This window comes from Arthrobacter sp. 9AX (assembly GCF_902506095.1).
In the GTDB taxonomy this organism is placed as follows: Bacteria; Actinomycetota; Actinomycetes; order Actinomycetales; family Micrococcaceae; genus Arthrobacter.
The window spans coordinates 2487860-2511018 of the sequence record NZ_LR733293.1 but is presented as its reverse complement, the minus strand read 5'-3'; the positions used below and the strand labels follow the sequence as shown (position 1 = coordinate 2511018).

General features: G+C 66.2%; 21 protein-coding genes and 1 pseudogene. 19 read left to right on the top strand and 3 right to left on the bottom strand.

The window, feature by feature from the left end:
• The first annotated feature begins 8 nt into the window (after positions 1 to 8).
• From BACI348_RS11505 to BACI348_RS11490, 4 genes and pseudogenes are all read left to right on the top strand, one after another.
• On the top strand, positions 9 to 929 hold the full coding sequence (locus BACI348_RS11505; protein ID WP_159825951.1) for a DAK2 domain-containing protein: 921 nt from the start codon (positions 9 to 11) through the stop codon (positions 927 to 929).
• On the top strand, positions 926 to 1420 hold the full coding sequence (locus BACI348_RS11500; protein ID WP_159825950.1) for a ribose-5-phosphate isomerase: 495 nt from the start codon (positions 926 to 928) through the stop codon (positions 1418 to 1420). Before BACI348_RS11505 ends, BACI348_RS11500 begins: the two co-directional genes overlap by 4 nt.
• Positions 1417 to 2409: a 3-hydroxyacyl-CoA dehydrogenase family protein gene (locus BACI348_RS11495; protein WP_159825948.1), complete on the top strand. Its 993-nt coding sequence runs from the start codon at positions 1417 to 1419 to the stop codon at positions 2407 to 2409. The genes BACI348_RS11500 and BACI348_RS11495 overlap by 4 nt, the downstream gene beginning before the upstream one ends.
• Before the next feature lie 513 nt (positions 2410 to 2922).
• Positions 2923 to 3170 (top strand): annotated as a pseudogene (locus tag BACI348_RS11490) (NAD-dependent epimerase/dehydratase family protein); the annotation flags it as partial.
• A gap of 285 nt (positions 3171 to 3455) precedes the next feature.
• On the opposite strand, the gene BACI348_RS11485 reads toward BACI348_RS11490, so the two are convergent.
• Positions 3456 to 4256: a peptidylprolyl isomerase gene (locus tag BACI348_RS11485; protein WP_159825946.1), complete on the bottom strand. Its 801-nt coding sequence runs from the start codon at positions 4254 to 4256 to the stop codon at positions 3456 to 3458.
• A gap of 225 nt (positions 4257 to 4481) precedes the next feature.
• On the opposite strand from BACI348_RS11485, the gene hisS reads away from it, so the two are divergent.
• On the top strand, positions 4482 to 5852 hold the full coding sequence (hisS, locus tag BACI348_RS11480; protein ID WP_159825944.1) for a histidine--tRNA ligase: 1371 nt from the start codon (positions 4482 to 4484) through the stop codon (positions 5850 to 5852).
• A gap of 83 nt (positions 5853 to 5935) precedes the next feature.
• Here the strand turns inward: hisS and BACI348_RS11475 are convergent, their stop codons facing one another.
• Positions 5936 to 7177: an APC family permease gene (locus BACI348_RS11475; RefSeq protein ID WP_159825942.1), complete on the bottom strand. Its 1242-nt coding sequence runs from the start codon at positions 7175 to 7177 to the stop codon at positions 5936 to 5938.
• 109 nt (positions 7178 to 7286) lie between these two features.
• Here BACI348_RS11475 and aspS point away from each other — a divergent pair, with 109 nt between their 5' ends.
• Positions 7287 to 9065, top strand: coding sequence for an aspartate--tRNA ligase (gene aspS / locus BACI348_RS11470; RefSeq protein WP_159825940.1), 1779 nt, complete (start codon positions 7287 to 7289; stop codon positions 9063 to 9065).
• 73 nt (positions 9066 to 9138) lie between these two features.
• Positions 9139 to 9924: a GNAT family N-acetyltransferase gene (locus tag BACI348_RS11465; protein ID WP_442858498.1), complete on the top strand. Its 786-nt coding sequence runs from the start codon at positions 9139 to 9141 to the stop codon at positions 9922 to 9924.
• A gap of 10 nt (positions 9925 to 9934) precedes the next feature.
• Here the strand turns inward: BACI348_RS11465 and BACI348_RS11460 are convergent, their stop codons facing one another.
• Positions 9935 to 10606 (bottom strand): acVLRF1 family peptidyl-tRNA hydrolase, encoded by a 672-nt coding sequence (locus BACI348_RS11460; RefSeq protein WP_159825938.1) that lies wholly within the window; start codon positions 10604 to 10606, stop codon positions 9935 to 9937.
• An 82-nt stretch (positions 10607 to 10688) separates the two neighbouring features.
• Here BACI348_RS11460 and BACI348_RS11455 point away from each other — a divergent pair, with 82 nt between their 5' ends.
• The 12 genes from BACI348_RS11455 to BACI348_RS11400 all read left to right on the top strand — a co-directional run bounded on the left by BACI348_RS11455 (position 10689) and on the right by BACI348_RS11400 (position 23083).
• Entirely contained in the window at positions 10689 to 12098 is a 1410-nt protein-coding gene (locus BACI348_RS11455) for a replication-associated recombination protein A (protein ID WP_159825936.1), read from the top strand.
• Positions 12099 to 12268: 170 nt separating this feature from the next.
• Positions 12269 to 12895, top strand: coding sequence for a 30S ribosomal protein S4 (gene rpsD / locus BACI348_RS11450; RefSeq protein ID WP_015937210.1), 627 nt, complete (start codon positions 12269 to 12271; stop codon positions 12893 to 12895).
• A 146-nt stretch (positions 12896 to 13041) separates the two neighbouring features.
• Positions 13042 to 13416 (top strand): DUF948 domain-containing protein, encoded by a 375-nt coding sequence (locus BACI348_RS11445; RefSeq protein ID WP_139029301.1) that lies wholly within the window; start codon positions 13042 to 13044, stop codon positions 13414 to 13416.
• A gap of 17 nt (positions 13417 to 13433) precedes the next feature.
• Complete coding sequence (locus BACI348_RS11440) at positions 13434 to 13676, top strand: hypothetical protein (RefSeq protein WP_236557532.1); 243 nt, start codon at positions 13434 to 13436, stop codon at positions 13674 to 13676.
• A 132-nt stretch (positions 13677 to 13808) separates the two neighbouring features.
• On the top strand, positions 13809 to 16487 hold the full coding sequence (gene alaS, locus BACI348_RS11435) for an alanine--tRNA ligase (protein ID WP_159825934.1): 2679 nt from the start codon (positions 13809 to 13811) through the stop codon (positions 16485 to 16487).
• Positions 16488 to 16494: 7 nt separating this feature from the next.
• Positions 16495 to 17094, top strand: coding sequence for a Holliday junction resolvase RuvX (ruvX, locus tag BACI348_RS11430; protein WP_159825932.1), 600 nt, complete (start codon positions 16495 to 16497; stop codon positions 17092 to 17094).
• Positions 17091 to 18827, top strand: coding sequence for an endolytic transglycosylase MltG (gene mltG, locus BACI348_RS11425; protein ID WP_159825930.1), 1737 nt, complete (start codon positions 17091 to 17093; stop codon positions 18825 to 18827). The genes ruvX and mltG overlap by 4 nt, the downstream gene beginning before the upstream one ends.
• Positions 18824 to 19684, top strand: a complete 861-nt coding sequence (locus BACI348_RS11420; RefSeq protein ID WP_159825928.1) for a shikimate dehydrogenase — start codon at positions 18824 to 18826, stop codon at positions 19682 to 19684. Before mltG ends, BACI348_RS11420 begins: the two co-directional genes overlap by 4 nt.
• 26 nt (positions 19685 to 19710) lie before the next feature.
• A complete protein-coding gene (gene aroC / locus BACI348_RS11415) occupies positions 19711 to 20910 on the top strand; it encodes a chorismate synthase (protein WP_159825926.1) in 1200 nt (399 codons plus the stop codon).
• 57 nt (positions 20911 to 20967) lie between these two features.
• Positions 20968 to 21477 (top strand): shikimate kinase, encoded by a 510-nt coding sequence (locus tag BACI348_RS11410; RefSeq protein WP_201298508.1) that lies wholly within the window; start codon positions 20968 to 20970, stop codon positions 21475 to 21477.
• Positions 21474 to 22565, top strand: a complete 1092-nt coding sequence (gene aroB, locus BACI348_RS11405) for a 3-dehydroquinate synthase (protein WP_159825922.1) — start codon at positions 21474 to 21476, stop codon at positions 22563 to 22565. Before BACI348_RS11410 ends, aroB begins: the two co-directional genes overlap by 4 nt.
• Entirely contained in the window at positions 22565 to 23083 is a 519-nt protein-coding gene (locus BACI348_RS11400) for a tetratricopeptide repeat protein (RefSeq protein ID WP_159825920.1), read from the top strand. Before aroB ends, BACI348_RS11400 begins: the two co-directional genes overlap by 1 nt.
• Positions 23084 to 23159 lie beyond the last annotated feature (76 nt).

Below are 23159 nucleotides of genomic sequence, written 5' to 3'. Positions count from 1 at the left end.
GTTCCCGGATGAGCCGGCTGAACCTCCCTGCCGGCCTCGGCGGCTGGATCTGGCTCGCCATCATCATCATCCCGGTCTATTACGTGGTCATCACCAGCCTGAAGACCCAGGAAGGCTACTTCGGCCAGAATCCGCTGGCGCTCCCGAGTTCTCCTGCGCTGGAAAATTACCAGCTGGTTCTTGCGGCCGACTTTGCGAAGTACTTCATGAACAGCACAATCGTCACCCTCGGTGCTGTCATCCCGACCGTGCTGGTTGCCTTTATGGCCCAGGCGAGGGACGCGGTGGTCCGCCATGAACATGAACTGGGCAAGCTGGACGCCATTGCCGGCGACGGCGACCATCGCATCGGCATGCGCCGGGGCGTGGACGCAGCGGTGGCAGCGGCCGATGAAGCTGCCGGAACAGGACTTTCGGTGGACCGCGTCCTCAGCGCGGCGGGCGAGGCGTGGAGCGAACGTGCAGGCGGCACCTCGGGAGCGCTCTGGGAATCCGCCCTGACCGCGGCCGGGCGGGCCCTCGGTAACAAGGCCGCCTATCGCGGCAGGGACGCCGCGGCGGCAGTGACCGCGTTCGTGGACGCCGTCACCGGCCTGGGCAAGGCTGATGTGGGCGACAAGACCATGGTGGACGCGCTGCTTCCCTTTCGTGACACCTTCCTGGCGGCGTTCGAGGACGGTGCGCCCGTGACCGGGGCGTTGACCTCCGCCGTGACCGCAGCCCGGCAGGCGGCCGACGCCACCGCATCCCTGCGCCCGCTGAAGGGGAGGGCGAGGCCGCTGGCCGAAAAGAGCCTGGGCCACCCGGACCCCGGAGCGGTGTCCTTTGCCCTGATTGTGACCCGGGTTTCTGATTACTTCGATTCTTCCGAGCACCTGTCCTGCCCCGGGTCGGCCGCTCTGATCGCCGGAACGGGGGCCCGGGCATGAGCGCCGTTGCAGGGTCAGGATGGCGGATCGTCATTGGGAACGACGAGGCCGGCATCGGATACAAGGAGGCGCTGAAGGCGCTGCTCGAAGCCGACAGTCTCGTTGCGTCCGTTCTGGACGTGGGCGTCGGTGCCGGCGACACCACAGCGTACCCGCACGTCGCCGTCGAGGCCGCCCGCAAAGTGGCGGGCGGCCAGGCCGACCGCGCCCTGCTGATCTGCGGCACCGGACTGGGAGTGGCCATCGCGGCGAACACGGTTCCCGGCATCCGCGCCGTCACCGCACACGACGGGTACTCCGTTGAACGGTCCGTGCTGAGCAACAACGCTCAGGTCCTCACTATGGGCCAGCGCGTCATCGGCCTGGAACTCGCCAAGAAACTGGTGGGCGAATGGCTCGGCTACCGCTTCGACGAAACCTCAGCATCCGCCGCCAAGGTAGACGCCATCTGCTCCTACGAACCCGACTACGCGAAGGCAACCCAATCATGACCGAAACAGCAAGCACCCCCAACCTCGTTGAGGCGCACGGCGCCCGGAGCATCGCCGTCGTCGGTTCCGGCTACATGGGCGGCGGGATCGCCCAGGTCCTTGCCCTTGGGGGAGCACGGGTGGCTCTTGCCGATGTGTCAGCGGAGGTGGCCGAGAGTAACTACGACCGCCTGCTCGCTGAGTCTGACCAGTTCGTCGCCGACGGCCTGTTCCCCGAAGGTTCCACCGAAGTCCTGAAGCAGAACCTCTGGGCCGCCAAGGACATTGAGGAAGCTGTGGCTGACGCGGACTTCATTGAGGAGGCCGTACCCGAGGTCATCGCCATCAAACACCAGACGCTGGCCCGTATCAGCGCAGGGGCCCGGCCGGACGCCATCATCGGTTCCAATACCTCCACCATCTCCATCGCCGAACTGTCCGCGCCAGTCGCCAACCGCGAGCGGTTCCTCGGCGTCCACTTCTCCAACCCGTCCCCGTTCATCCCCGGCGTCGAGATCATTCCCCACGCAGGTACCTCGGCCTCCACAGTGAACGCCGTCCGCCAACTGGTCCACTCGACCGGCAAACAGACCGCCGTGGTGAAGGACGTCACCGGATTTGTGCTCAACCGCCTGCAATACGCGCTTTTCCACGAGGCGCCGCAGCTCGTGGGGCAGGGAATCGTGACGGCGGACGACGTAGACACCCTGGTTCGCACCACCTTCGGCTTCCGCCTGCCGTTCTTCGGGCCGTTCGCCATTGCGGACATGGCCGGGCTGGACGTCTACAACTTCTGCTACAAGTCCCTGCAAACGGATTTCCCCGAAAGGTTCGCCACCCCGAAGATCCTCAGCGACCTGGTGGATGCCGGAAGGCTCGGCACCAAGACGGGCGCCGGGTTCCTCAACGTCCCGGCCGAAGGCACCCCCGCGCTGATCGCCTACCGGAACAAGGCGTACGTCGCGATGCAGAGACTGCTTGATGAGCTGGGCCCGGCACCTGTTCATTAAGGCTCCATCCGCAGTCCGGCATCCTCACACGCATACTTCGAGGACTGGGGATCGACCCGAGGCTTGCAAGCAGTGGGGACCGCGGGGGCTATCGGCCTGGTCGTCTCCCTCATCATCATTGCCGGCAGTCAACTGGTCGTCCGTGCGGTCGCCAAGGACTCATGATGCGCCGCGTACGCTTCGAGGGGACAGCCAGTACCCACACCGTTATCTTCGTCCTCGGGGCTTCTTTCGCCGGTTACGTTCGATTATCGGGATTTCAGGGAGGGTAGGACTCCGCGTCCTAGGAAGAGCAGGGGCAGGAAAACGTGCTGACCAGGCCGCGGCATGTGCGTATCGTCGATGAGGGTACTCCTCAGGAAACGGGTTCCCCATCACGCTGGAAGCCCTGCCGCTGGTAGCCCCTCTCTAACGGTTCGGAAGCCGCCGGGTGGGCTGTAGCGAGCCCGATGAAGAGGCCGCTGCGGCCTTGGCCGCGGGATGTCGAGGTGATGGATAAAGCGAGGAGCGATCGTGAGAATTGCAGTAACGGGTGGAAGCGGAAAGCTGGGGCGGCACGTTGTTCGGCGGCTGGTGGATGACGGGCACCAGGTGCTGAACCTGGACCGGGCAGGGGAGCGGAACCCCCAGCTCGTGGTGGTGGACCTGCGCAACTATGGCCAGGTGCTGGACGTCCTGCTGGGCGTGGACGACCGGCATCACGGATTTGATGCGGTGGTGCATCTGGGCGCGATTCCCGCGCCGGGCATCATCCCGGACGCNAAGCAAAAGCGGCCGGGGAGGGGGCCGGGCGGGGAGCCGGAGCCGGTGCCTCGGAGTTGCTTTCCGGCGAGGCGCTCCCGCCGGCCGTGCTTTCCGGGGTTTCTTCCACGGTAGTTTCCGCTGCCGGGGTGCTGGCTGCAACAGGAACTTCCTCGGCGGGTACCGCCGTTTCGGTCAGGTCTGTTGCTGTTTCGTCGGATTTCTGACTGTCTGTCACCGCTAAAAGTCTTTCGCTTGGAGGAAAATACTCAGGTCTCGCACCGCAGCCACCGGGGCCGGGCTTCCTACTTCAGAGAAAACGAGTCTATCGTGACTGGTTCCACAGGTGCGCCGTCTGTGTCGCTGCTGCCCGGGGTAATTCCGGCTGCAGCAATATTCGACACCACGTCAAGGCCGGATGTCACCCTGCCCACCACGGTGTAGCCGCCAGCGCTGTCGGCCGGGATGACGGTGTCCTTGTAGACGATAAAGAACTGTTTTCCGTTGCCGAAAGCATTGTTCCCGGAGCGGGCGACGGCGATGGTTCCTGCCGGATACGTGTTGTCGGCGGGGGTGTTTTCGAGGGGTCCCCACGTGTAGCTGGGATCGCCTTGCCCGTTGGGTCCGGATGCGCCGCACTGCAGGAGCCCGAACGTCTCGCCCGTGGTGAGGCGGTGGCAGGTTTTGGCGTTGAAGTAGCCTTCGTCGCTGAGCGACTTGAAGACGGCGGCTGCCTGGGGGGCTTTGGTCCCGTCGAGTTCCACGGCAAGCGGGCTTCCGTTCAGGACCAGGTCGCCGGTGAAGGTCTTCCCGGCGGCCGTGTCCGCAGCAGGGACGTTCGGGCTGTTGGTTGCCTGCAGTGACGGGCTCGCGGAGGGACTGGAGAGGCCGGCCTCGAGGGCCGCGAACTCCTCTTCAGTGGGGTTGCCTGCGAAAGCAGTCAATTGGAGGACGACGGCGAGCACCACCGCGGCCGTTCCGGCGCCCGCGGCAATGGCGTTGTCGCGCCTGCGCCGCTGCTCCTGGTCCCGGCGCAGCCCGCGTTTGGCTTCCATCTGCTGGATGCGCCGCTTGGCTTCGCGGGCACTGCGTGAACTGGCCGGCAAGGGTCCTCCTTATGGTCGGGCTGCTGCACTGCTCGGCGCGGTGCCCGGTGCGGGTGTCTGACGGCCGAGCCGTGCCGCTCCGCTGCATTAGAGATGCAGGCGGATGACGCATAAACTGACTGCCGCACATAGTTTATGCATGACTGGCTGGACTGCCGCCGTTCCCAACCCGTTTCGGGCCGCGGGTGAGTCCCATGCACCCTTATCAATAGGAGAAAATCCACCATGGCACGCACCGCCTCACTGTCCGGCTTCCCCGAGTGGCTTCCCGAGGAACGGCTGGTGGAGCTGCATGTGCTGGATACGCTGCGTCGTGTTTTTGAGCTGCACGGTTTCGCATCCATTGAGACGCGCGCCGTCGAAACGGTGGGACAGCTGCTGCGCAAGGGTGAAATCGACAAGGAGGTCTACGGCCTCAGCAGGCTTCAGGAGGACGAGAGCGAGAACCCGGTTAAGGGTGGCAAAGCCGACCCGCACGCTCTTGCCCTCCACTTTGACCTGACTGTTCCGTTCGCGCGTTATGTGGTGGAGAACTCCGGCTACCTCGCTTTCCCGTTCCGCCGCTACCAAATCCAGAAGGTGTGGCGCGGCGAACGTCCGCAGGAGGGCCGCGCCCGCGAATTCACGCAGGCAGACATTGACGTCGTTGGCGACGGCGAACTGCCCTTCCGGTACGACGTCGAAATCGCGCTTGTTATTGCGGAGGCCCTCAGCGCCCTTCCCATCCCTGACTTCCGCCTGCGGGTGAACAACCGCAAACTCGCCGAAGGCTTCTACCGCGGCATTGGGCTTGAGGACACGGCCGGTGTCCTCCGGAGCATCGACAAGCTGGAAAAGGTGGGACCCGCGAAGGTCACCGAGCTGCTGAAGGCCGAGCTCGGTGCAACCGACGACCAGGCGCAGAAGGCCCTGCAGCTCGCGGGGATCCGTACGGAGGACACGTCCTTCGTGGAGCAGGTGCGCGCCCTTGGTGTCAGCAATGAACTGCTCGACGAAGGCCTTAACGAGCTGGAACAGGTCATCGCGGCGGCTGTCCAGCGGGCTCCGGGCAAGGTACTCGCAGACCTCAGCATCGCCCGCGGCCTGGACTACTACACGGGCACCGTCGTGGAGACAGTCCTGGTGGGCCACGAGCAGTTGGGCTCCATCTGTTCCGGCGGCCGTTACGACGCCTTGGCGTCGAAGGGCAACCGGAAGTTCCCCGGAGTGGGCCTGTCGATTGGGGTTACGCGGCTGGTGTCGCGCATCCTCAGCCAGGACCTGGCCAGGGCTTCCCGTTCGGTCCCCACCGCCGTGCTCGTCGCCCTGACCACTGACCAGAGCTGGAGCGCCGCACAGGACGTCGCGGCACAGCTGCGCAGCCGTGGAATTCCCACGGAGGTGGCGGCCAAAGCTGACAAATTCGGCAAGCAGATCAAGTTCGCCGATCGCCGCGGCATTCCCTTCGTCTGGTTCACGGACGACGACGGCACCCACCAGGTGAAGGACATCCGCACCGGCGAACAGGTGGTGGCGTTCCCCGAAACCTGGACCCCGCCCGCAGAGGATTTGACCGTTCAAGTGGAGTCGACTGCCCCGGTGGCCTCGGCCGTCTAAACCGGACCATGAGGTTGCCGTCGTACCTAAGAAAAGAGAAAACGGCCCGCCTTCCCAGGCAGCGCGCCGTCGCACTATCGGTGTCAGTGACGGAAGCGCAGCACCAGCCAGCGGCCCGCCACGCCGGCGGCAAGGACCGCCGTCATGGTCAGTACGGAGCCTGGCGGCAGGGTGAACGCCAGCACCAGGCAGGCCAGGAAGCCCACGGCGTTGAGCCACTTCGGCGCGTACCCCGGGTGTACGTCCAACGTGTACGCGGAGGCGTTCGCCACCGCGTAGTACACCAGCACGCCGAAGCTGGAGAAGCCCACTACAGTCATAACGTCGGTGGTCAGTAAGAGGAGGATCACGACGGCGGCCACTACCAGTTCCGCAATGTAGGGCACAGTGTGCTTGCCGCCGATCCTGGCCAGCGGACGGGGGAGGTCGCCTTCCCTTGCCATCGCCATGGTGGTCCGGCCAACACCCGTGATGAGGGCTAGCAGCGCACCGAGACAGGCAGCTGCGGCACCTGCCTGCACCATCGGTGCGCCGGCCGCCACCTGGGAACGCAGCACCGCTTCCAGCAGTGGGGTCTTACTGGCCGCAAGCTGTCCACCGGGAAGGTGGTGGAGGAGCAGCACCGCGAGTGCCAGGTAAATGATGAAGGCGGAAGCCAGCGCGGCAAGGATCGCCCGCGGGATGGCGCGGGCAGGGTCCTTGACTTCTTCGCCCAGTGTGGCGATCCGGGCGTACCCGGCGAAGGCGAAGAACAGCAGGCCAGCGGCGGGCAGCACACCTCCCGGCCCGCCTGCGGCAGCCGGCCCCGCGTCCGCCGAAGGGTGCGGCCCAGCAACCGCGGCTACGGCAACGAACACCAGGGTGGCCAGCACCACACACAGCAGGATCCTGGTCAGCAGGGCAGTCCGCGTGATCCCCAGCAGGTTCACCGCGGTCAATGCCACCACCGCAGCGACGGCCACCGGAACGGCAAAAGGACCGGCCACATAACTCCCAAAAGTCAGTGCCATCGCTGCACAGGAGGCGGTTTTTCCGGTGACAAATCCCCACCCGGCGAGGAAGCCGGGCCACTCGCCAAGTTGCTCGCGGCCGTAAACATAGGTGCCGCCGCTGGTGGGAAACTTTGCGGCCAGTGCCGCTGACGCCACAGCGTTGCAATAGGCCACCGCTCCGGCGAAGACCACCGAAACCACCAGCAGATTTCCGGCCAGCGCGGCGGCTGGAGCGAACACTGCAAACACCCCTGCGCCCAGCATGGAGCCAAGGCCAATGCTGGCAGCGTCGAAGGTGCCAAGCCGGCGTTGCAGCTGCGGGTGGGTGCTCATGCGGTGACTGTCCCTGCGTAGCGGGTAAACTCGAACGGGATCCTTCCCTGATCGATCCTATTTAACTTTGCTGTTATCTTCCCGCTGTTACCCCGCAGAAAGGCGTGCTGTGCTGCGCACACATGACCTCGGATCCCTTCGTTCCGAGCACATTGGACAGACCGTAACCCTCGCTGGCTGGGTGGGCCGCCGTCGTGATCACGGTGGTGTGGCGTTCGTTGACCTGCGCGATGCGTCCGGCGTGGCCCAGGTGGTGGTCCGCGAGGAAGAAGTCTTCCACGGCCTGCGCAACGAGTACGTCCTGCAGATCACAGGCACTGTCTCAAAGCGGCCCGAGGGAAACGAGAACCCTGCCCTGGCTACCGGTGAGATCGAGGTCATGGCCGATAAAGTGGTCATCCTCAACACCTCCGAGCCGCTCCCGTTCCAGATCGACGAGCACGTTGAAGTGGGCGAGGAAGCACGCCTGAAGCACCGCTACCTGGACCTGCGCCGCCCCGGTCCCGCCCGCAACCTTCGTCTTCGCTCCGAAGCCAACCGCGTGGCGCGTGAACTGCTCCACCGGGACGGCTTCGTCGAGGTGGAAACCCCCACGCTGACCCGTTCGACGCCGGAAGGCGCCCGCGACTTTGTGGTCCCGGCCCGCCTCGCCCCGGGTTCCTGGTACGCCCTGCCGCAGTCCCCGCAGCTTTTCAAGCAGCTCCTGCAGGTTGGCGGCTTCGAGAAGTACTACCAGATCGCGCGCTGCTACCGCGATGAGGACTTCCGCGCCGACCGGCAGCCGGAATTCACCCAGCTGGACATTGAAGCGAGCTTCGTGGACCAGGACGACATCATTTCGCTCGGCGAAAACATCGTCAAAGCGCTGTGGAAGCTGATCGACGTCGAAATCCCCACGCCGATCCAGCGCATCACGTACGCGGATGCCATGGCGCGCTACGGTTCGGACAAGCCCGATCTCCGCTTCGGTGTGGAGCTCACCGAACTGACCGAATTCTTCAAGGACACCAACTTTGGTGTGTTCAAGGCGCCGTATGTCGGCGCAGTCGTCATGCCGGGCGGCGCCTCCCAGCCGCGCCGTACCCTGGACGGCTGGCAGGAGTTCGCCAAGCAGCGCGGCCACAAGGGCCTTGCCTACGTCCTCTTCAAGGAAGACGGCGAGCTGGCCGGTCCGGTTGCCAAAAACCTGACCGAGACGGAGCGCGCAGGCCTGGCGGATGCCGTCGGTGCAAAGCCCGGCGACTGCATCTTCTTCGCCGCCGGCGAGAAGACCGCTGCCCGAGCCCTACTGGGTGCTGCCCGGGTGGAAATCGGCCACCGTACCGGCCTGATCGACCCCACCGCCTGGGCCTTCTGCTGGGTGGTTGACGCCCCGATGTTCGAGCCTGCAGCAGCAGCGGTTGCCTCAGGCGACGTCGCGGTAGGCGCCGGCAAGTGGACCGCCGTCCACCACGCCTTCACGTCGCCCAAGCCGGAGTTCCTGGACACGTTCGACCAGGACCCGGAATCAGCGTTGTCGTACGCCTACGACATCGTCTGCAACGGCAACGAAATCGGCGGCGGTTCCATCCGTATCCACGAACGCGACGTCCAGGAACGGGTCTTCGAGCTGATGGGCCTCGACCGGGAGGACGCCCAGACCAAGTTCGGCTTCCTGCTGGAGGGCTTCAAGTACGGCGCCCCTCCGCATGGCGGCATCGCCTTCGGTTGGGACCGCGTGGTGGCACTGCTCGCCGGTGTTGAGTCCATCCGCGACGTGATTGCGTTCCCCAAGACCGGCAACGGGTACGACCCGCTGACTGCTGCCCCGGCTCCGATCACGGCCCAGCAGCGCAAGGAAGCCGGTGTGGACTTCAAACCGCAGGCCAAGCCGGACGAGGCCAAGTAACACTTCACCCGCTCGACCTGGAGGCTCTCCCGCAAGGGAGGGCCTCCAGGCTTTTTCCCGGAAAGGAGCCCCAGTGGTTTACAGCTTCCCGGGCGAACAGGCCCGCACCTTCGAAACGCTGATGGATGCTGCCTGGCCATCAGTGGAACGGCACGACACGGGGGACTGGGTCCTCCGCGCTGCCGCGGGTGTCACGCAACGGGCCAATTCGGTGTGGCCGCGGAATGCTGCCGAACAGCCCGAGGACGCTCTGCGCGGGGCTGCGCAGTGGTACCGGGAACGACGGCTTCCTTTGATCTTCCAGTTGACGGACACGCCGGCCAATGCGGCGCTGAATGAGGTCCTGGACGGGCGCGGCTTCACCCGCCAGTCGGAGACGCTCATCATGGCCCGGCCCGCCGGGCCGGGCCCGGTGCCGTTGCAGCAGGCTTTCCCGGTTGAAGTCCGCGAGCAGCCCGACGACGACTGGCTGGCCCTGTGGTGGAGCGTGGACGGCCGCGGGGGTGCGGCAGAGCTGGAGACGGCGCGGGCCATTCTCTCCGGGTGCCCGTCGCTGTACGCCCTCGTGCGGGACAACGACGGCGTTCCCGCCGCCGTGGGGCGCCTCTCCCTGGTGGCGGGAACCGGAGGGCTCTACTGCATGGCCACGTCCCCGTCCCACCGCCGCCGCGGATACGCTTCCGCCGTACTGCGTGCGCTCATGGCGGAAGGCGACGTGCGCGGCGTGGGCAGGTTCTGGCTGCTCGCCACGGCGGCCAACCACGGTGCGCAGCGGCTGTACAGCCAGGCAGGATTTAGCGAGTGGGGCCGTTGCCTTTACCGCCAGCAGCGGCCGCGGCGGGCGGTAAACGGCTGCTGACCCGGTAGACCTACGGCCGGGGATCGGAGACCTGGACCCGGACCGCGCACGCATCTGCGGCAGCCGTCCGCAGTACCGCCGCCTTGGGATCCGGGACGTCAAGGTAGGCCAACCGGGGCAGGGCGGCGTAGCGGGCAAGGGACGGGTGCTGGAGGACGAGGCCGGCCAGGGCCCTGTCACCGCCGGGAACCAGGTATTCAAAGGACTCACTGCCGAACACCCGCAGCGCCTGCCCGGCAACGCTCTCCACCAGCGCATCCGCCTGGTTCGAACGGCGGCGGGCGAAGCGTTGCTGCGACTGGCCGCCGGCTGCCGTCCGCGACTGCACGTATGTGGAACCAACCTTCGAAGCCAGGGGCAGTCCCTCGCTCACCACCGCCAAGCCGTACCCTCCGCGGCGAACCAGGAGAAGGCCCAGCCTGCGCGGCTGGGACGCGAGCGAGGCGAGCCTTGCGAGGTCGTCTGCACCGCGGCCCGGACGGCCGTCATCGGGCCACGGGGCCTGAAGGAGCGCTTCGGCGCCGTCGGACGCCAGAAGGCGCAGGCCGTCGTCGTCATCTTTGACCTGGAACCCGCCGTGCGCCGCACTGAACCGTTCCGCCCAGCCTGCCAGGCGGCTGCCCGCAACGTAGGCGGTGCGGACGGAGGGCCCGCGCTGCCCGGCGGCAGTAGCTTCGGTCATGGCGGCATCCTTTGAACGGCGGCTTTGAACGGCGGCGGCTTCGGCGCGGAAGCCACGGGTGAACTGGAAGTAGCCTATCTATGTGGATGATCTCTTCGGGCACGGGCCAGGCAATGATGACGACGACGACTCTTCCGTTGCCGCCGCCGGCACGGGTTCCGGCGGGGGAGCCAAGCCCCGCAGCCCCTTGGCCGTACGGATGCGTCCGCGCACCCTTGACGAGGTGGTAGGCCAGCAGCACCTGCTGGGGCAGGGCTCGCCGCTGCGCCAGCTGGCGGCAGGAGCGGACGCGGCAGGACCTGCAGGGCCCAGTTCGCTGATCCTCTGGGGCCCGCCGGGCACGGGAAAGACCACCCTGGCGCACGTCATTGCCAGGGGACCGGGGCGGAAATTCGTGGAGCTCTCCGCCATCACCGCCGGTGTAAAAGACGTCCGGCGCGTGATGGATGACGCCCTCACCGCCCGCGACCTGTACAAAACCACTACGGTCCTCTTCCTGGACGAAATCCACCGCTTCAACAAAGCGCAGCAGGACGCCCTGCTGCCCGGTGTCGAGAACCGTTGGGTGGTCCTGGTGGCCGCCACCACCGAGAACCCGTCCTTCTCCGTGGTGTCCCCGCTCCTGTCCCGGTCCCTGCTGCTGACCCTGAAGCCACTGACGGACGGTGACATCGAAGGCCTGCTGAAGCGCGCTGTAGAGGACCCCCGCGGCCTCGGCGGCGCAGTGGAACTCGACGACGAAGCGCTGGCGCACCTGGTCCGGCTCTCAGGGGGAGATGCCCGGCGGGCCCTTACGGCGCTGGAGGCGGCGGCCGGCGTGGCATTTGGCGATGCGGATGATGCTGGAAACGGCCTCGTGAAAGTCGGGCTGAAGCACACGGAGCGCGCCCTGGATGTGGCTGCGGTCCGCTACGACCGCGCCGGCGACCAGCATTATGACGTGGCCAGTGCCTTCATCAAGTCCATCCGCGGCTCCGACGTCGACGCCGCCCTGCACTACCTTGCCCGCATGCTGGAAGCGGGGGAGGACCCGCGTTTCGTCGCCCGCCGGATCGTGATCTCTGCTGCCGAGGACGTGGGGATGGCCGATCCCACCGCCCTGCAGACCGCCGTCGCCGCAGCCCAGGCGGTGCAGCTGATCGGGATGCCGGAAGGCCGCATCATCCTGGCCGAGGCCGTGGTCCACCTGGCCACCGCGCCGAAATCCAACGCCGCCTATATGGGCATCAACAAGGCGATCGCCGATGTCCGGGCAGGCCTGGGAAACGGCATCCCGGCACACCTGAGGGACTCGCACTACCCGGGGTCCAAGCAGCTGGGCCACGGTCTGGGCTACAAGTACGCCCATGATGCCCCGCACGGAGTGGCCACCCAGCAATACCCGCCGGATGACCTGGTGGGCAAGGACTACTACCAGCCCACCGCCAACGGGGCGGAACGGGACATCGCGGTCAGGCTCGAGCGGCTAAGGAAGATCGTCCGGGGCAAGTGACCGCCATGGTAGGATAGATGTTTGTCTGGCAAGGCCCGGCGCACAATCTCCCCAATTTTACGTTGAGAAGGTTATGCCCTGTGCCCAGTAGCAAAAGGCAGCGGTTGGCCGATGCTCTCCATCGTGGAGGCCAGTAACACTGACACACCGCAGATATTGGAAGGACACAAGTGGCTAACAACACTCGTGCTCGCCGTCAGGCCCGCCTCTCGCGGTCCCTCGGCATCGCTCTGACCCCCAAGGCCGCCAAGTACATGGAGCGCCGCCCGTACGGCCCCGGTGAGCATGGCCGTGCCCGCAAGAAGCAGGACTCCGACTACGCCGTACGTCTGCGCGAAAAGCAGCGCCTGCGCGCCCAGTACGGCATCCGCGAAGCACAGATGACCCGTGCCTTCGAAGAGGCCCGCCGCACCAAGGGCCTGACCGGTGAAAACCTCATCGAACTGCTTGAAATGCGTCTCGACGCCCTGGTCCTGCGTGCCGGCTTCGCCCGCACCATCGCCCAGGCCCGCCAGCTGGTTGTGCACCGCCACATCCTGGTTGACGGTATCCGCGTTGACCGCCCGTCGTTCCGCGTCGGCGAGGGCCAGCTGGTCCACGTCCACAGCCGCAGCGAGACCATGGTTCCGCTCCAGGTTGCAGCAGCAGGCGCCCACCGCGACGTCCTGCCCGCCGTTCCGGCTTACCTGGACGTCAAGCTGGAAGCCCTCCAGGCACGCCTGGTCCGCCGCCCCAAGCGCTCCGAGATCCCGGTGACCTGCGAAGAGCAGCTCGTCGTCGAATTCTACGCACGCTAAATCCCAGCAGCGTATCCAAAGAAGCCCGTGGCAAGCGCCGCGGGCTTCTTTGTATGTAAGGTACTTGGGGGACATCTGCGGAACCGCGCTTTTTGGAAGCATCCGCCGATGGCATGAACCACGGAATTCGAGGAGATGAAACGTCTATGTCTGGTGGCGATATTGCCGGCCTGATCGCTGCTGGAGTGTTCGCGCTCCTGGTGCTGCTGCTGGCAGTGCCCATCCTGAAGCTCGGCAGGGTCCTGGATGAGGTGCGTACGTCCATCCGGTCACTGAGCGACGGCGCCACGCCCCTGATGGACGAGGTCACCGCCACCGTCTCCACCACCAACCAGCAGCTGAAGAAGGTGGACGGCATCTCGTCCAACGTCTCGGACGCCTCAGCCAACCTGTCCGCCTTGTCTTCCCTGGTTGCCGCCACCGTGGGCTCGCCGCTGATCAAGGTGGCAGCGTTCAGCTACGGCGTGCGCACCGCACTGGCCAACCGCAAGAAACCCGCTGCCGGCCGCCGCAGCCGCTGAATCCCGGAGAACATAAAATGAAACGAATTGTTTGGATGGGAATCGGCGTGGCCATAGGTGTCATCGCGTTCCGCAAAGTCACTGAAGCCCAGGCCAACATGCAGTCCACGCTCGGCCCGGAAGGCCTCAACCGGGCAGTGGGCCGGCTCACCGACGGGATCTACGACTTTGCCGACGCCATCCGCGACGGCATGCGCGAACGGGAAACAGATCTTCGCGCGGCCCTCGGTGTGGACTCCGGAGAGCTGGCCCGCCGCTGACCCGGGCAGCAAACCTGCCAGCGGCCTCGCCGCAGCACGTCAGAACCAACCGGCAGCAACCGTGGCTACGGAACTGCCAAGCGAACGAACTTCCGCGCCGCGCGTGGACCAAGAAGGGTAAGTAAACAGCTCATGAAGTCGCAGGAGATCACTAAGCGCTGGGTGGACTTTTTTGTCAGCAAGGGCCACACCGCGGTTCCCTCCGCTTCGCTGGTCTCCAGCGACCCCTCGCTGCTGTTCACGGTGGCCGGTATGGTGCCGTTCATCCCCTACCTCACCGCCCGTGAGGAACCGCCCTACTCCCGCGCCACCAGCGTGCAGAAATGCATCCGCACCGGCGATATCGAGGAAGTGGGCAAGACCGCCCGGCACGGCACCTTCTTCCAGATGTGCGGCAACTTTTCGTTTGGCGACTACTTCAAGGAAGACGCCATCAAGTTTGCGTGGGAGCTGCTCACCACGAGCGTTGACGACGGCGGTTACGGCCTTGCGCCGGAGCTGCTGTGGGTGACGGTCTACGAAGAGGACGAGGAAGCCAAGGAACTCTGGCTGAAGAACACCGGTGTCCCCGCCGAACGCATCCAGAAAATGGGCAAGTCTGACAACTACTGGCACACCGGCCAGCCCGGGCCCGCCGGCCCCTGCTCGGAGATCTACTATGACCGCGGTCCCGCCTACGGCGTTGAGGGCGGCCCGCTGGCAGACGAAACCCGATACATCGAAATCTGGAACCTGGTGTTTATGCAGTACCAGATCGAGAACGTCCGGTCGAAGGAAGACTTCGATGTTGTGGGTGAGCTGCCCAAGCGCAACATCGATACCGGCCTGGGCATGGAGCGCCTGGCCATGATCCTGCAGGGCGTCGAAAACATGTACGAGACGGACCAGGTCCGTCCCGTCATCGACAAGGCCGCCGAGCTCTCCGGCAGGGAATACACCTCCGCAGAGTCCGACGACGACCCCCACCACACCGACGACGTCCGCATGCGCGTGGTGGCCGACCACGTCCGCTCGGCCCTGATGCTGATTTCCGACGGCGTAACCCCATCCAACGAAGGCCGCGGCTACGTCCTGCGCCGGCTCATCCGCCGTGCAGTGCGGTCCATGCGCCTTCTCGGCGTCGAGCAGGCCTGCCTGCCAGAACTGCTGCCGGCCTCCCGGGACGCCATGAAGGGCGTCTACCCGGTGGTCGAGACCGACTTCGCCCGGATCAGCCGGATCGCCTACGCCGAGGAGAAGGCGTTCCTGCGCACCATCGCCTCCGGGACGGCACGCCTCGAGGACGCCGTCAAGGAATCCAAAGCCGCCAACAAGCCGCTGTCCGGCGCCGACGCCTTCGCACTGCACGACACCTACGGGTTCCCGATTGACCTCACCCTGGAAATGGCCGAGGAAGCCGGCCTCAAGGTGGACGAACCTGCCTTCCGCAGCCTGATGCAGGAGCAGCGCCAGCGCGCCCAGGCCGACGCCAAGGGCAAGAAGGGCGGCCACGCCGACCTCAGCGCATTCCAGGAACTGCTCGCCCACGGCGAGACGATCTTCACCGGCTACACGGAGCTCGACGGCGAATCGCGCGTCCGCGGCATCCTCACCGGAGGACGCCCAGTACAGCAGGCTGCCACGGGTGACGAGATTGAGCTGGTCCTCGCCGAGACCCCCTTCTACGCGGAGGCAGGCGGCCAGGCCGCCGATACCGGCCTGATCACCGGCGAAGGTTTCGTCGTCGAAGTCCTTGACGTCCAGCGCCCGCTGAAGGGCCTGAGTGTGCACAAGGCCATCGTCCGCGAGGGTGAGATCGGCGCCGACTCCCTGGTGCGCGCCGCCGTCGACCGCGAACGCCGCCACGCCGCCGAACAGGCGCACACCGGCACGCACATCGTGCATGCGGCGCTGCACCAGATCCTCGGGCCCGAAGCCACCCAGCGCGGCTCGTTCAACAAGGCCGGCTACCTGCGCTTCGACTTCGCGTGGGGTGAAGGCCTGAGCACCGCCACCCGCTCGGAGATCGAAGAAGTTTCCAACCTTGCCATCCGGAACAACTACTCCGTGGAAACCAAGGTCATGGGACTGGCTGAGGCCAAGGCCCTGGGCGCCATGGCGCTGTTCGGCGAGAACTATGGCAGCGAGGTGCGCGTTGTGGAGATCGACGGCGCGTGGTCCCGCGAGCTGTGCGGCGGAACGCATGTGGCAAACACCTCGCTGATCGGCAGCCTTTCGCTGCTGGGCGAACAGTCCGTTGGCTCCGGAAACCGCCGCGTGGAAGCCTTCGTGGGCATGGACGCTTTCCGCCACCTTGCCGCCGAGCGCGCCCTGGTTACGGAACTGACGGACATGCTCAAGGTCCCGTCCGGTCAGCTGGCCGACAGGATCGCCGCCACGCTGGCCAAGCTCAAGGCCACGGAGAAGGAGCTGGACCGCCTCCGCAAGGAACAGCTGGCAGCCTCGGCCGCGCAGCTGGTCAATAACGCCAGGGATGCCGCGGGAGTGAGTGTCCTTGCGCACGACGCCGGCCAGGTCAGCGGCGCCGATGACCTCCGCGGGCTCGCGCTTGACCTGCGGAACCGCCTGGGCTCAGCTGCGGCCACCGTGGCTGTGGCCGGTGTTGCCAACGACCGCCCGATGATCCTGGTAGCAACGAACGAGGCTGCCCGGGAAGCGGGCGTTAAAGCCGGTGCCCTGGTCCGCCTCGCCGCAGGCATCCTCGGCGGCGGCGGTGGAGGCAAGGACGACGTCGCCCAGGGCGGCGGAACCGACGCCGGCAAGGTCGGCCCGGCACTGGCAGCCGTCGCGGATGCTATCGCGAGGCGATAAAGCTCTTATGACCAATCCAACAGCCGCCGTCGGCTTTCCCCAGGGCGTAAAACTGGGGATCGACGTCGGCACCGTCCGGGTGGGGGTGGCCATTTGCGACCGTGACTCGATCCTGGCCACACCGTACAAGACCCTGGACCGGAACCCGAAGAAGAACTCCGATATCCGGGTGATCGCCAACCTGGTGCAGGAGCTCGATGCGGTGCAGGTCATCGTTGGCCTGCCCCGCACCATGAAGGGTGAGGAGCACGCCTCGGCGAGGATGGCCATGGACTACGCCGGCCTGCTGGCGGAGGAGTTTGCGGCCCGGGCACTGGCCGTCCCCGTGAACCTGGTGGATGAGCGGCTGAGCAGTGTGACGGCGCACCGGAACCTGCACGAAGCTGGCATGAGCAGCAGGGATCACCGTAAAGTGGTTGATCAGGTCGCGGCGGCAGGCATCCTTCAGCACGCCCTCGACATGCAGAAAGCCAGGGGAGCGGACGTGGGCCGACGCGTCACCGCGCCCTCCCCTTCCGTGGATCCCCGGATCAACGAGGTGGACGAGTCTGTCCGCGTCGCCCCGGAGGTCACGGACCGATCTTCAGATAATGGAAGGCAACAGTGAGTCCTGCCAACATTGACGACCCTTCCGGCCCGTTGGAAGCGGGGGCGGCCAGGCCGTTGACCCGCAAGGAACTCCGGGCACGGGAGAAGACCCATACCGGGCTCCAGGGCACTGTGCCCGAGCAGGCCTATGAAACGGGGCACGATACGCAGCCCGTGCCTGCTGACCCCCCGGCGGTGGCGGCGACGCCCGCCCCTCCGGTGCCTGAAGACCCGCCGGTACCGGCGGCTCCTGCAGCGCCGCCGTCCATCCAGGACGCCCCTCACGAGGCGCAGGATGTCCCCGAGAGACACGCTTCCGCGCAGACCGGGGACGCCGCCGTCGAACACCGCTATGCGCAGGATGAGGAAGCTCCCGCCACAGCGGTCCACGACACCGTCCACGCTTCGGATCCGCCCGCCACAGCGGTCAACGACGTTGTCCACCGCAACGACGTCCACGGTTCCCATGCCCCGGCCCCGACCGGGCAGCAGCAGGCAGCAGACATGCACGACGACGACGCTCGCTACGCTGAGCACCAGTACGACGTCGAGCACTACAACGGAAGCCTCCACCAAGAGGGGCATTATGACCAGGGGCACTACGACGATGCGCACTATGACGACGTGCACCCCGACGACGCGCACCACACGTTCCTGCCCGGCCCGGCAGCCGCAGCCGTAGTGGCGAAGCCGTCCAAAAAAGTGCGGCGGCGGCGCCGGCTGCTGGCCCTGTTCCTGACGCTTGCCGTGTTTGTTACCGCAGTCGCCGTCGGTGCACAGTTCCTCAAGCCCCTGCTGGGCAACGATAAACCGAACGATTTCCCCGGCCCCGGATCGGGCGAGGTAGTGGTGACAGTCGAGAACGGCGAAGGCACGCGTTCGGTGGCCAGCACGCTGGAAAACCAGCGCGTGGTGGCCAACGCCGATACCTTCCTGGCGGCGTTCACGGCCTCAGGCGGGGTCCTGGCTCCGGGCGACTACACGTTCAAGGCCGGGATGAAGAACAGCGACGCCGTGAACGTGCTGCTCGGCAAGGACAAAACCAAGGTCATCTACTTTGCCCTCAGTGCCGGCCTCCGCATCGGCGAGTCCCTGCAGGCCATCTCGGAAGGATCGGGGGTCTCCATTCAGGACCTGAAGGCCCTCAGCGACCAGCCGGCCCAGTTCGGCCTGCCCGCCACGGCCAAGAACCTCGAAGGGTTCCTGGCACCGGGGGAGCACCGGTACCCGCTCGGGACCTCCGCCAAGGACATCCTTCAGTCGCTGGTGAAAACCACCGTTGACGAGCTCGTCTCACAGGGCATCACCGATCCGGCCAAGCAGTACGAAGCCGTGATCGTCGCCAGCATCGTCCAGGCCGAGGGCGGCCAGGCGGAGTATGGCGATGTGGCCGGTGCCATCTACAACCGGCTGAAGCCCAACGACCAGACCGGCGGGTTCCTGCAGGTGGACTCCGCCGTGACCTACGGCCTGGGCACCAAGAGCTTCAACTTCACGGACGAGCAGCGCCACGACAAGTCGAACCCGTACAACACGTACGCGAATCCGGGCCTGCCCCCGGGACCCATCGGTTCGCCTGGCAAGACGGCCATCGATGCTGCCGCCAGGCCGAAGGCCAATGATTACCTGTACTGGGTGACCATCAACCTTGACACCAAGGAGACGAAGTTCTCCCGTACCCTTGCGGAACACAACGGCTACGTTGAGCAGTACAACGCCTGGTGCACGGCAAACGTCGGCCGCTGCACATGAGCCTCCGGGCAGCCGTCCTCGGCCACCCGATCAGCCACTCCAGGTCGCCGGCGCTGCATCATGCGGCGTACAACATGCTGGGCATCGGAATCAGCTACACGGCCATTGACGTCACCGAGGACCTGTTGCCCTCGCTGATGCGCCAGGTCCGGGTCCAGCCGGGCTGGCGCGGACTGTCCGTCACCATGCCGTTGAAATCGGCCATGGTGGGCGAAGTGGATGAGGTCCGCGGCGTGGCCCGGACCCTGGGCGTGGTGAACACGGTGTCCTTCGAGGAACACGGCAGGGGCTTCCGGACCATCGGTTCCAACACCGATGTGGCCGGCATCGTCAATGCGGTCCGCCACGCAGGTGCCCGCACGCCGGCGGCGCCCGTTGTCCTCGGCGGGGGCGGAACGGCGGCGGCCGCCGTCGCGGCACTGAAGGAACTCGGGGCTGATTCGGGGCGTATCTTCGTGCGCGACCCCGCACGCACCGCCGATGTCCGTAACGCAGCGGACAGCCTCGGCTTCGCTTTGGATGTGCGGCCCATAACGGAGGCCGCTGCACCCACGGCCGCTGCCGACGTCGTCATTTCAACGCTCCCGCCGCGCGCAGCGGACGGACTGGCCGGCGAAATCGCCGCCCTGAAGACCCCCACACCCGGCGTTTTGCTGGACGTGGCCTATGATCCCTGGCCCAGCCTGATCGCCGCGGTGTGGCAGGCCGGCGGCGGTGCGGTGGTGCCCGGCCTTGAGATGTTGCTCTACCAGGCTGTGGAACAGGTGCGCCTGTTCAGCCGGCTTGAAGACGAAGTTAATGCATCTGTCATAGATGTGATGTGTGACGCAGTCGGCCTTCCCCGACGGGCGTTGTGACCGCCATACGTGGCAGGATGGAAAATATGTTGCGTTGGTTGACTGCCGGTGAATCCCATGGTCCGGCTCTGATGGGAATTATTGAAGGGGTGCCCGCCGGTGTTGAAATCACCAGCGGGAACATCGCCGATTCACTGGCCCGCCGCCGGCTCGGTTACGGGCGCGGCGCACGCATGAAGTTTGAACAGGACGTCGTGACCATCCTGGGCGGTGTCCGGCACGGCCTCACGCAGGGCGGCCCCGTGGCCATCCAGGTGGGCAACACCGAATGGCCCAAGTGGGAGCAGATCATGGCTTCCGATCCAGTGGATCCTGAGATCCTGGCCGACCAGGCGCGGAATGCGCCCTTGACGCGCCCCCGCCCGGGCCACGCCGACTTCACCGGCATGCAGAAGTACGGATTCGACGAGGCCCGTCCCGTCCTGGAACGCGCCAGCGCCCGCGAAACCGCCACCCGCGTGGCCCTGGGCACCGTGGCTGCACAGTTCCTGAAGCAACTCGGCATTGAACTCGTCAGCCACACCGTGTCCATCGCCAGTGTCACCGTCCCGGAAGGCCGCCCCCTGCCGGTGCCCGCCGATGTGTTGGCCCTGGATTCAGACCCGCTGCGTTGCTTTGACCGCGAAACCTCTGACGCCATGGTGGCCGAGGTGGATGCGGCCCACAAGGAAGGCGAAACCCTTGGTGGCGTGGTGGAAGTCCTCGCCTACGGGCTCCCGCCGGGACTGGGCAGCTACGTCCACTGGGACCGCCGGCTTGACGGCAGGCTCGCCGCCGCACTCATGGGCATCCAGGCCATCAAGGGAGTCGAGGTCGGCGACGGCTTCCTCACCGCCGCACGCCGCGGCTCCGCCGCCCACGACGAAATCGTCAAGGACGCAGACGGCCGGATCGTGCGCACCAGCAACCGCGCGGGGGGCATCGAGGGCGGCATGAGCATTGGCGACGTGCTCCGCGTCCGCGCTGCCATGAAGCCCATCGCTACGGTTCCCCGCGCACTTAAGACCATCGACGTCAGCACCGGCGAAGCAGCAAAGGCCCACCACCAGCGCTCCGACGTCTGTGCTGTGCCGGCTGCCGGCGTTGTGGCTGAAGCCATGGTGGCGCTGGTCCTGGCCGAAGCCGTCACCGAAAAGTTCGGCGGCGACTCCGTGGCGGAAACCGCCCGGAACATCAAGGGTTACCTGGACAACATTCCGGCGTCCCTGGACTCGATCGGCCAGTAAGTGCCGCACCGCAACAAAACCGCGTCCACTGGCCGTCCGGTGGTCCTCATCGGGCCCATGGCAGTGGGCAAGTCCGCCATCGGGCAGCAGCTTGCCCAGCAGCTCGGTGCCCCGTTCGTGGATACCGACGCCGTCATCGTGGCCTCACACGGATCCATCGCCGACATCTTCGCCGGCCGTGGTGAGCATGCTTTCCGTGAGATCGAAGCGCGGACAGTGGCCGATGCCGTGGAAGCGGCGGAAGGCACCAGCACCGTCATTTCCCTCGGCGGCGGCGCCGTACTGGACTCCGGCACGCAGCAGCTCATCGGCCGCTGCACCGTGGTCTACCTCGAGTGCGACGCCGAAACCGTGGCCGGCCGCATCGCCCGGAACTCGGCGCGGCCCCTGCTGGCGGGGGACGCGATGGGGCGCTGGACAGCCATGTTCGCCACCCGCAAACCGGTGTATGAGCGGCTGGCAGATATCACCTTGGACGTGCGCCACGGCTCGATTTCCGAGCTGGGACGCCGGCTGGAAGCAGCACTGCGGGACCACGCAGCTGCCAAACAGGAAGTTGAAAAGTGAGCGCCGAATCAACAGTCATCAAAGTTACCGGCGAATCCGCCGCTAACAACTACGACGTCGTGGTGGGGCGCGGCCTGCTGGGCGACCTCCCCGGCCTGCTCGGTGAGCGGGTCCGCAGGGTGCTGGTCATCCACCCCCGCGCCCTGCGGCTCACCGGGGACACCGTCCGGGATGAGCTGGCGGCGGCAGGATTCACCTCACTGACGGCCGAGATCCCCGATGCCGAAGAGGGCAAGCACATCCAAGTGGCCGCCTTCTGCTGGCAGGTCCTGGGGCAGAACGATTTCACCCGCTCCGACGCGATCGTCGCCGTCGGCGGAGGGGCTGTCACGGACCTCGCCGGCTTCGTGGCCGCCACCTGGCTCCGCGGCGTCAAGGTCATCCACATGCCCACCAGCCTGCTCGGCATGGTGGACGCCTCCGTGGGCGGAAAAACCGGCATCAACACAGCGGAAGGCAAAAACCTCGTGGGCGCCTTCCACCCGCCGGCCGCCGTCCTGGCAGACCTGGACACCTTGGACACCCTGCCCAAAAATGAGATCATCTCGGGTATGGCCGAAGTCATCAAATGCGGCTTCATCGCCGACCCCGCCATCCTGGACCTCGTTGAAAAGGACCCGGAGGCCGTGGCGGACCCCCGGTCGGCCGTTCTCCGCGAACTGATCGAGCGGGCCATTGCCGTCAAGGCCAACGTGGTTTCCGAAGACCTCAAGGAATCGGGCCTGCGCGAAATCCTGAACTACGGCCACACGCTGGGCCACGCCATCGAACTGGTGGAACGCTACTCCTGGCGCCACGGAGCGGCCGTGTCCGTGGGCATGATGTTCGCGGCCGAGCTGGCCCGCAGCGTGGGCCGCCTTAGCGATACCGACGCCGACCGGCACCGCAGCATCCTGGAGAGCCTGGGCCTTCCGGTCACCTACCGGAAGGACCGGTGGCAGGGCCTGCTGGACGGAATGCGCAGGGACAAAAAGTCCCGCGGCGACCTCCTGCGCTTCGTTGTCCTTGACGGCGTGGCCAAGCCGGGCATCCTGGATGTCCCGGACACATCGCTGCTGTTCGCCGCCTACCAGGAAATTGCTTCCTGATGCACGGCGATAGGGAAGGCACCGCCGACTGGCCGGAAGCCGGGTTCCCCGGGATCCGCATCAACCCGGAATCCCTGCTGCCGGAGATCGTGAACGAGGACACCTGCCGGGAGGCGCTTGCGGTGTCCACCGATCCCGCGGACCACATTTTTGTGCTGCTGGTGGAGGGCCACGCCGCCGAGGCTGCTGAACTGCTGGCCGAAGCCCGCTTCAAGGACCCCGAGTCCTTCAGGCTCCGGGCCTTCGAGGCCGAAGTGCTCCGGGTATCCAACCGCCTGGACCGGGCCGTGGAACTCTTCCGGCAGCTGCTCGCCGAAGTCCAGGGAACACCCCGCGAGGCGCTGGTCCTGCAGTTCCTGGGCAAGACCCAATACAGCGCCGGACAGACCTCCGCAGCCGTTGAATCTTTCGCACGCGCACTGGATCTGGGCGTGGCCGAGTCCGCGGACGCTGCCCTGATCTACTCTTCCACGGTGGCCCTGCAGCGCGCACGGGACGTACTCGATTTGGCCTGCTGACACCGTACAGCGCACCCACTCCGGGTACCCGACAGGGGGCACCCCCGAATTACCGGTAGAATGGTCTTTGGATTTT

What these genes read in the sequence shown, in the direction of transcription:
- BACI348_RS11475 (WP_159825942.1), bottom strand. Translation starts at nt 7,177, where the DNA reads ATGAGCACCCACCCGCAGCTGCAACGCCGGCTTGGCACCTTCGACGCT.
- BACI348_RS11400 (WP_159825920.1), top strand. Translation starts at nt 22,565, where the DNA reads ATGCACGGCGATAGGGAAGGCACCGCCGACTGGCCGGAAGCCGGGTTC.
- BACI348_RS11460 (WP_159825938.1), bottom strand. Translation starts at nt 10,606, where the DNA reads ATGACCGAAGCTACTGCCGCCGGGCAGCGCGGGCCCTCCGTCCGCACC.
- BACI348_RS11420 (WP_159825928.1), top strand. Translation starts at nt 18,824, where the DNA reads ATGAGCCTCCGGGCAGCCGTCCTCGGCCACCCGATCAGCCACTCCAGG.
- BACI348_RS11505 (WP_159825951.1), top strand. Translation starts at nt 9, where the DNA reads ATGAGCCGGCTGAACCTCCCTGCCGGCCTCGGCGGCTGGATCTGGCTC.
- hisS (WP_159825944.1), top strand. Translation starts at nt 4,482, where the DNA reads ATGGCACGCACCGCCTCACTGTCCGGCTTCCCCGAGTGGCTTCCCGAG.
- BACI348_RS11440 (WP_236557532.1), top strand. Translation starts at nt 13,434, where the DNA reads ATGAAACGAATTGTTTGGATGGGAATCGGCGTGGCCATAGGTGTCATC.
- BACI348_RS11495 (WP_159825948.1), top strand. Translation starts at nt 1,417, where the DNA reads ATGACCGAAACAGCAAGCACCCCCAACCTCGTTGAGGCGCACGGCGCC.
- aroC (WP_159825926.1), top strand. Translation starts at nt 19,711, where the DNA reads ATGTTGCGTTGGTTGACTGCCGGTGAATCCCATGGTCCGGCTCTGATG.
- BACI348_RS11500 (WP_159825950.1), top strand. Translation starts at nt 926, where the DNA reads ATGAGCGCCGTTGCAGGGTCAGGATGGCGGATCGTCATTGGGAACGAC.
- alaS (WP_159825934.1), top strand. Translation starts at nt 13,809, where the DNA reads ATGAAGTCGCAGGAGATCACTAAGCGCTGGGTGGACTTTTTTGTCAGC.
- BACI348_RS11445 (WP_139029301.1), top strand. Translation starts at nt 13,042, where the DNA reads ATGTCTGGTGGCGATATTGCCGGCCTGATCGCTGCTGGAGTGTTCGCG.
- ruvX (WP_159825932.1), top strand. Translation starts at nt 16,495, where the DNA reads ATGACCAATCCAACAGCCGCCGTCGGCTTTCCCCAGGGCGTAAAACTG.
- BACI348_RS11410 (WP_201298508.1), top strand. Translation starts at nt 20,968, where the DNA reads ATGGCAGTGGGCAAGTCCGCCATCGGGCAGCAGCTTGCCCAGCAGCTC.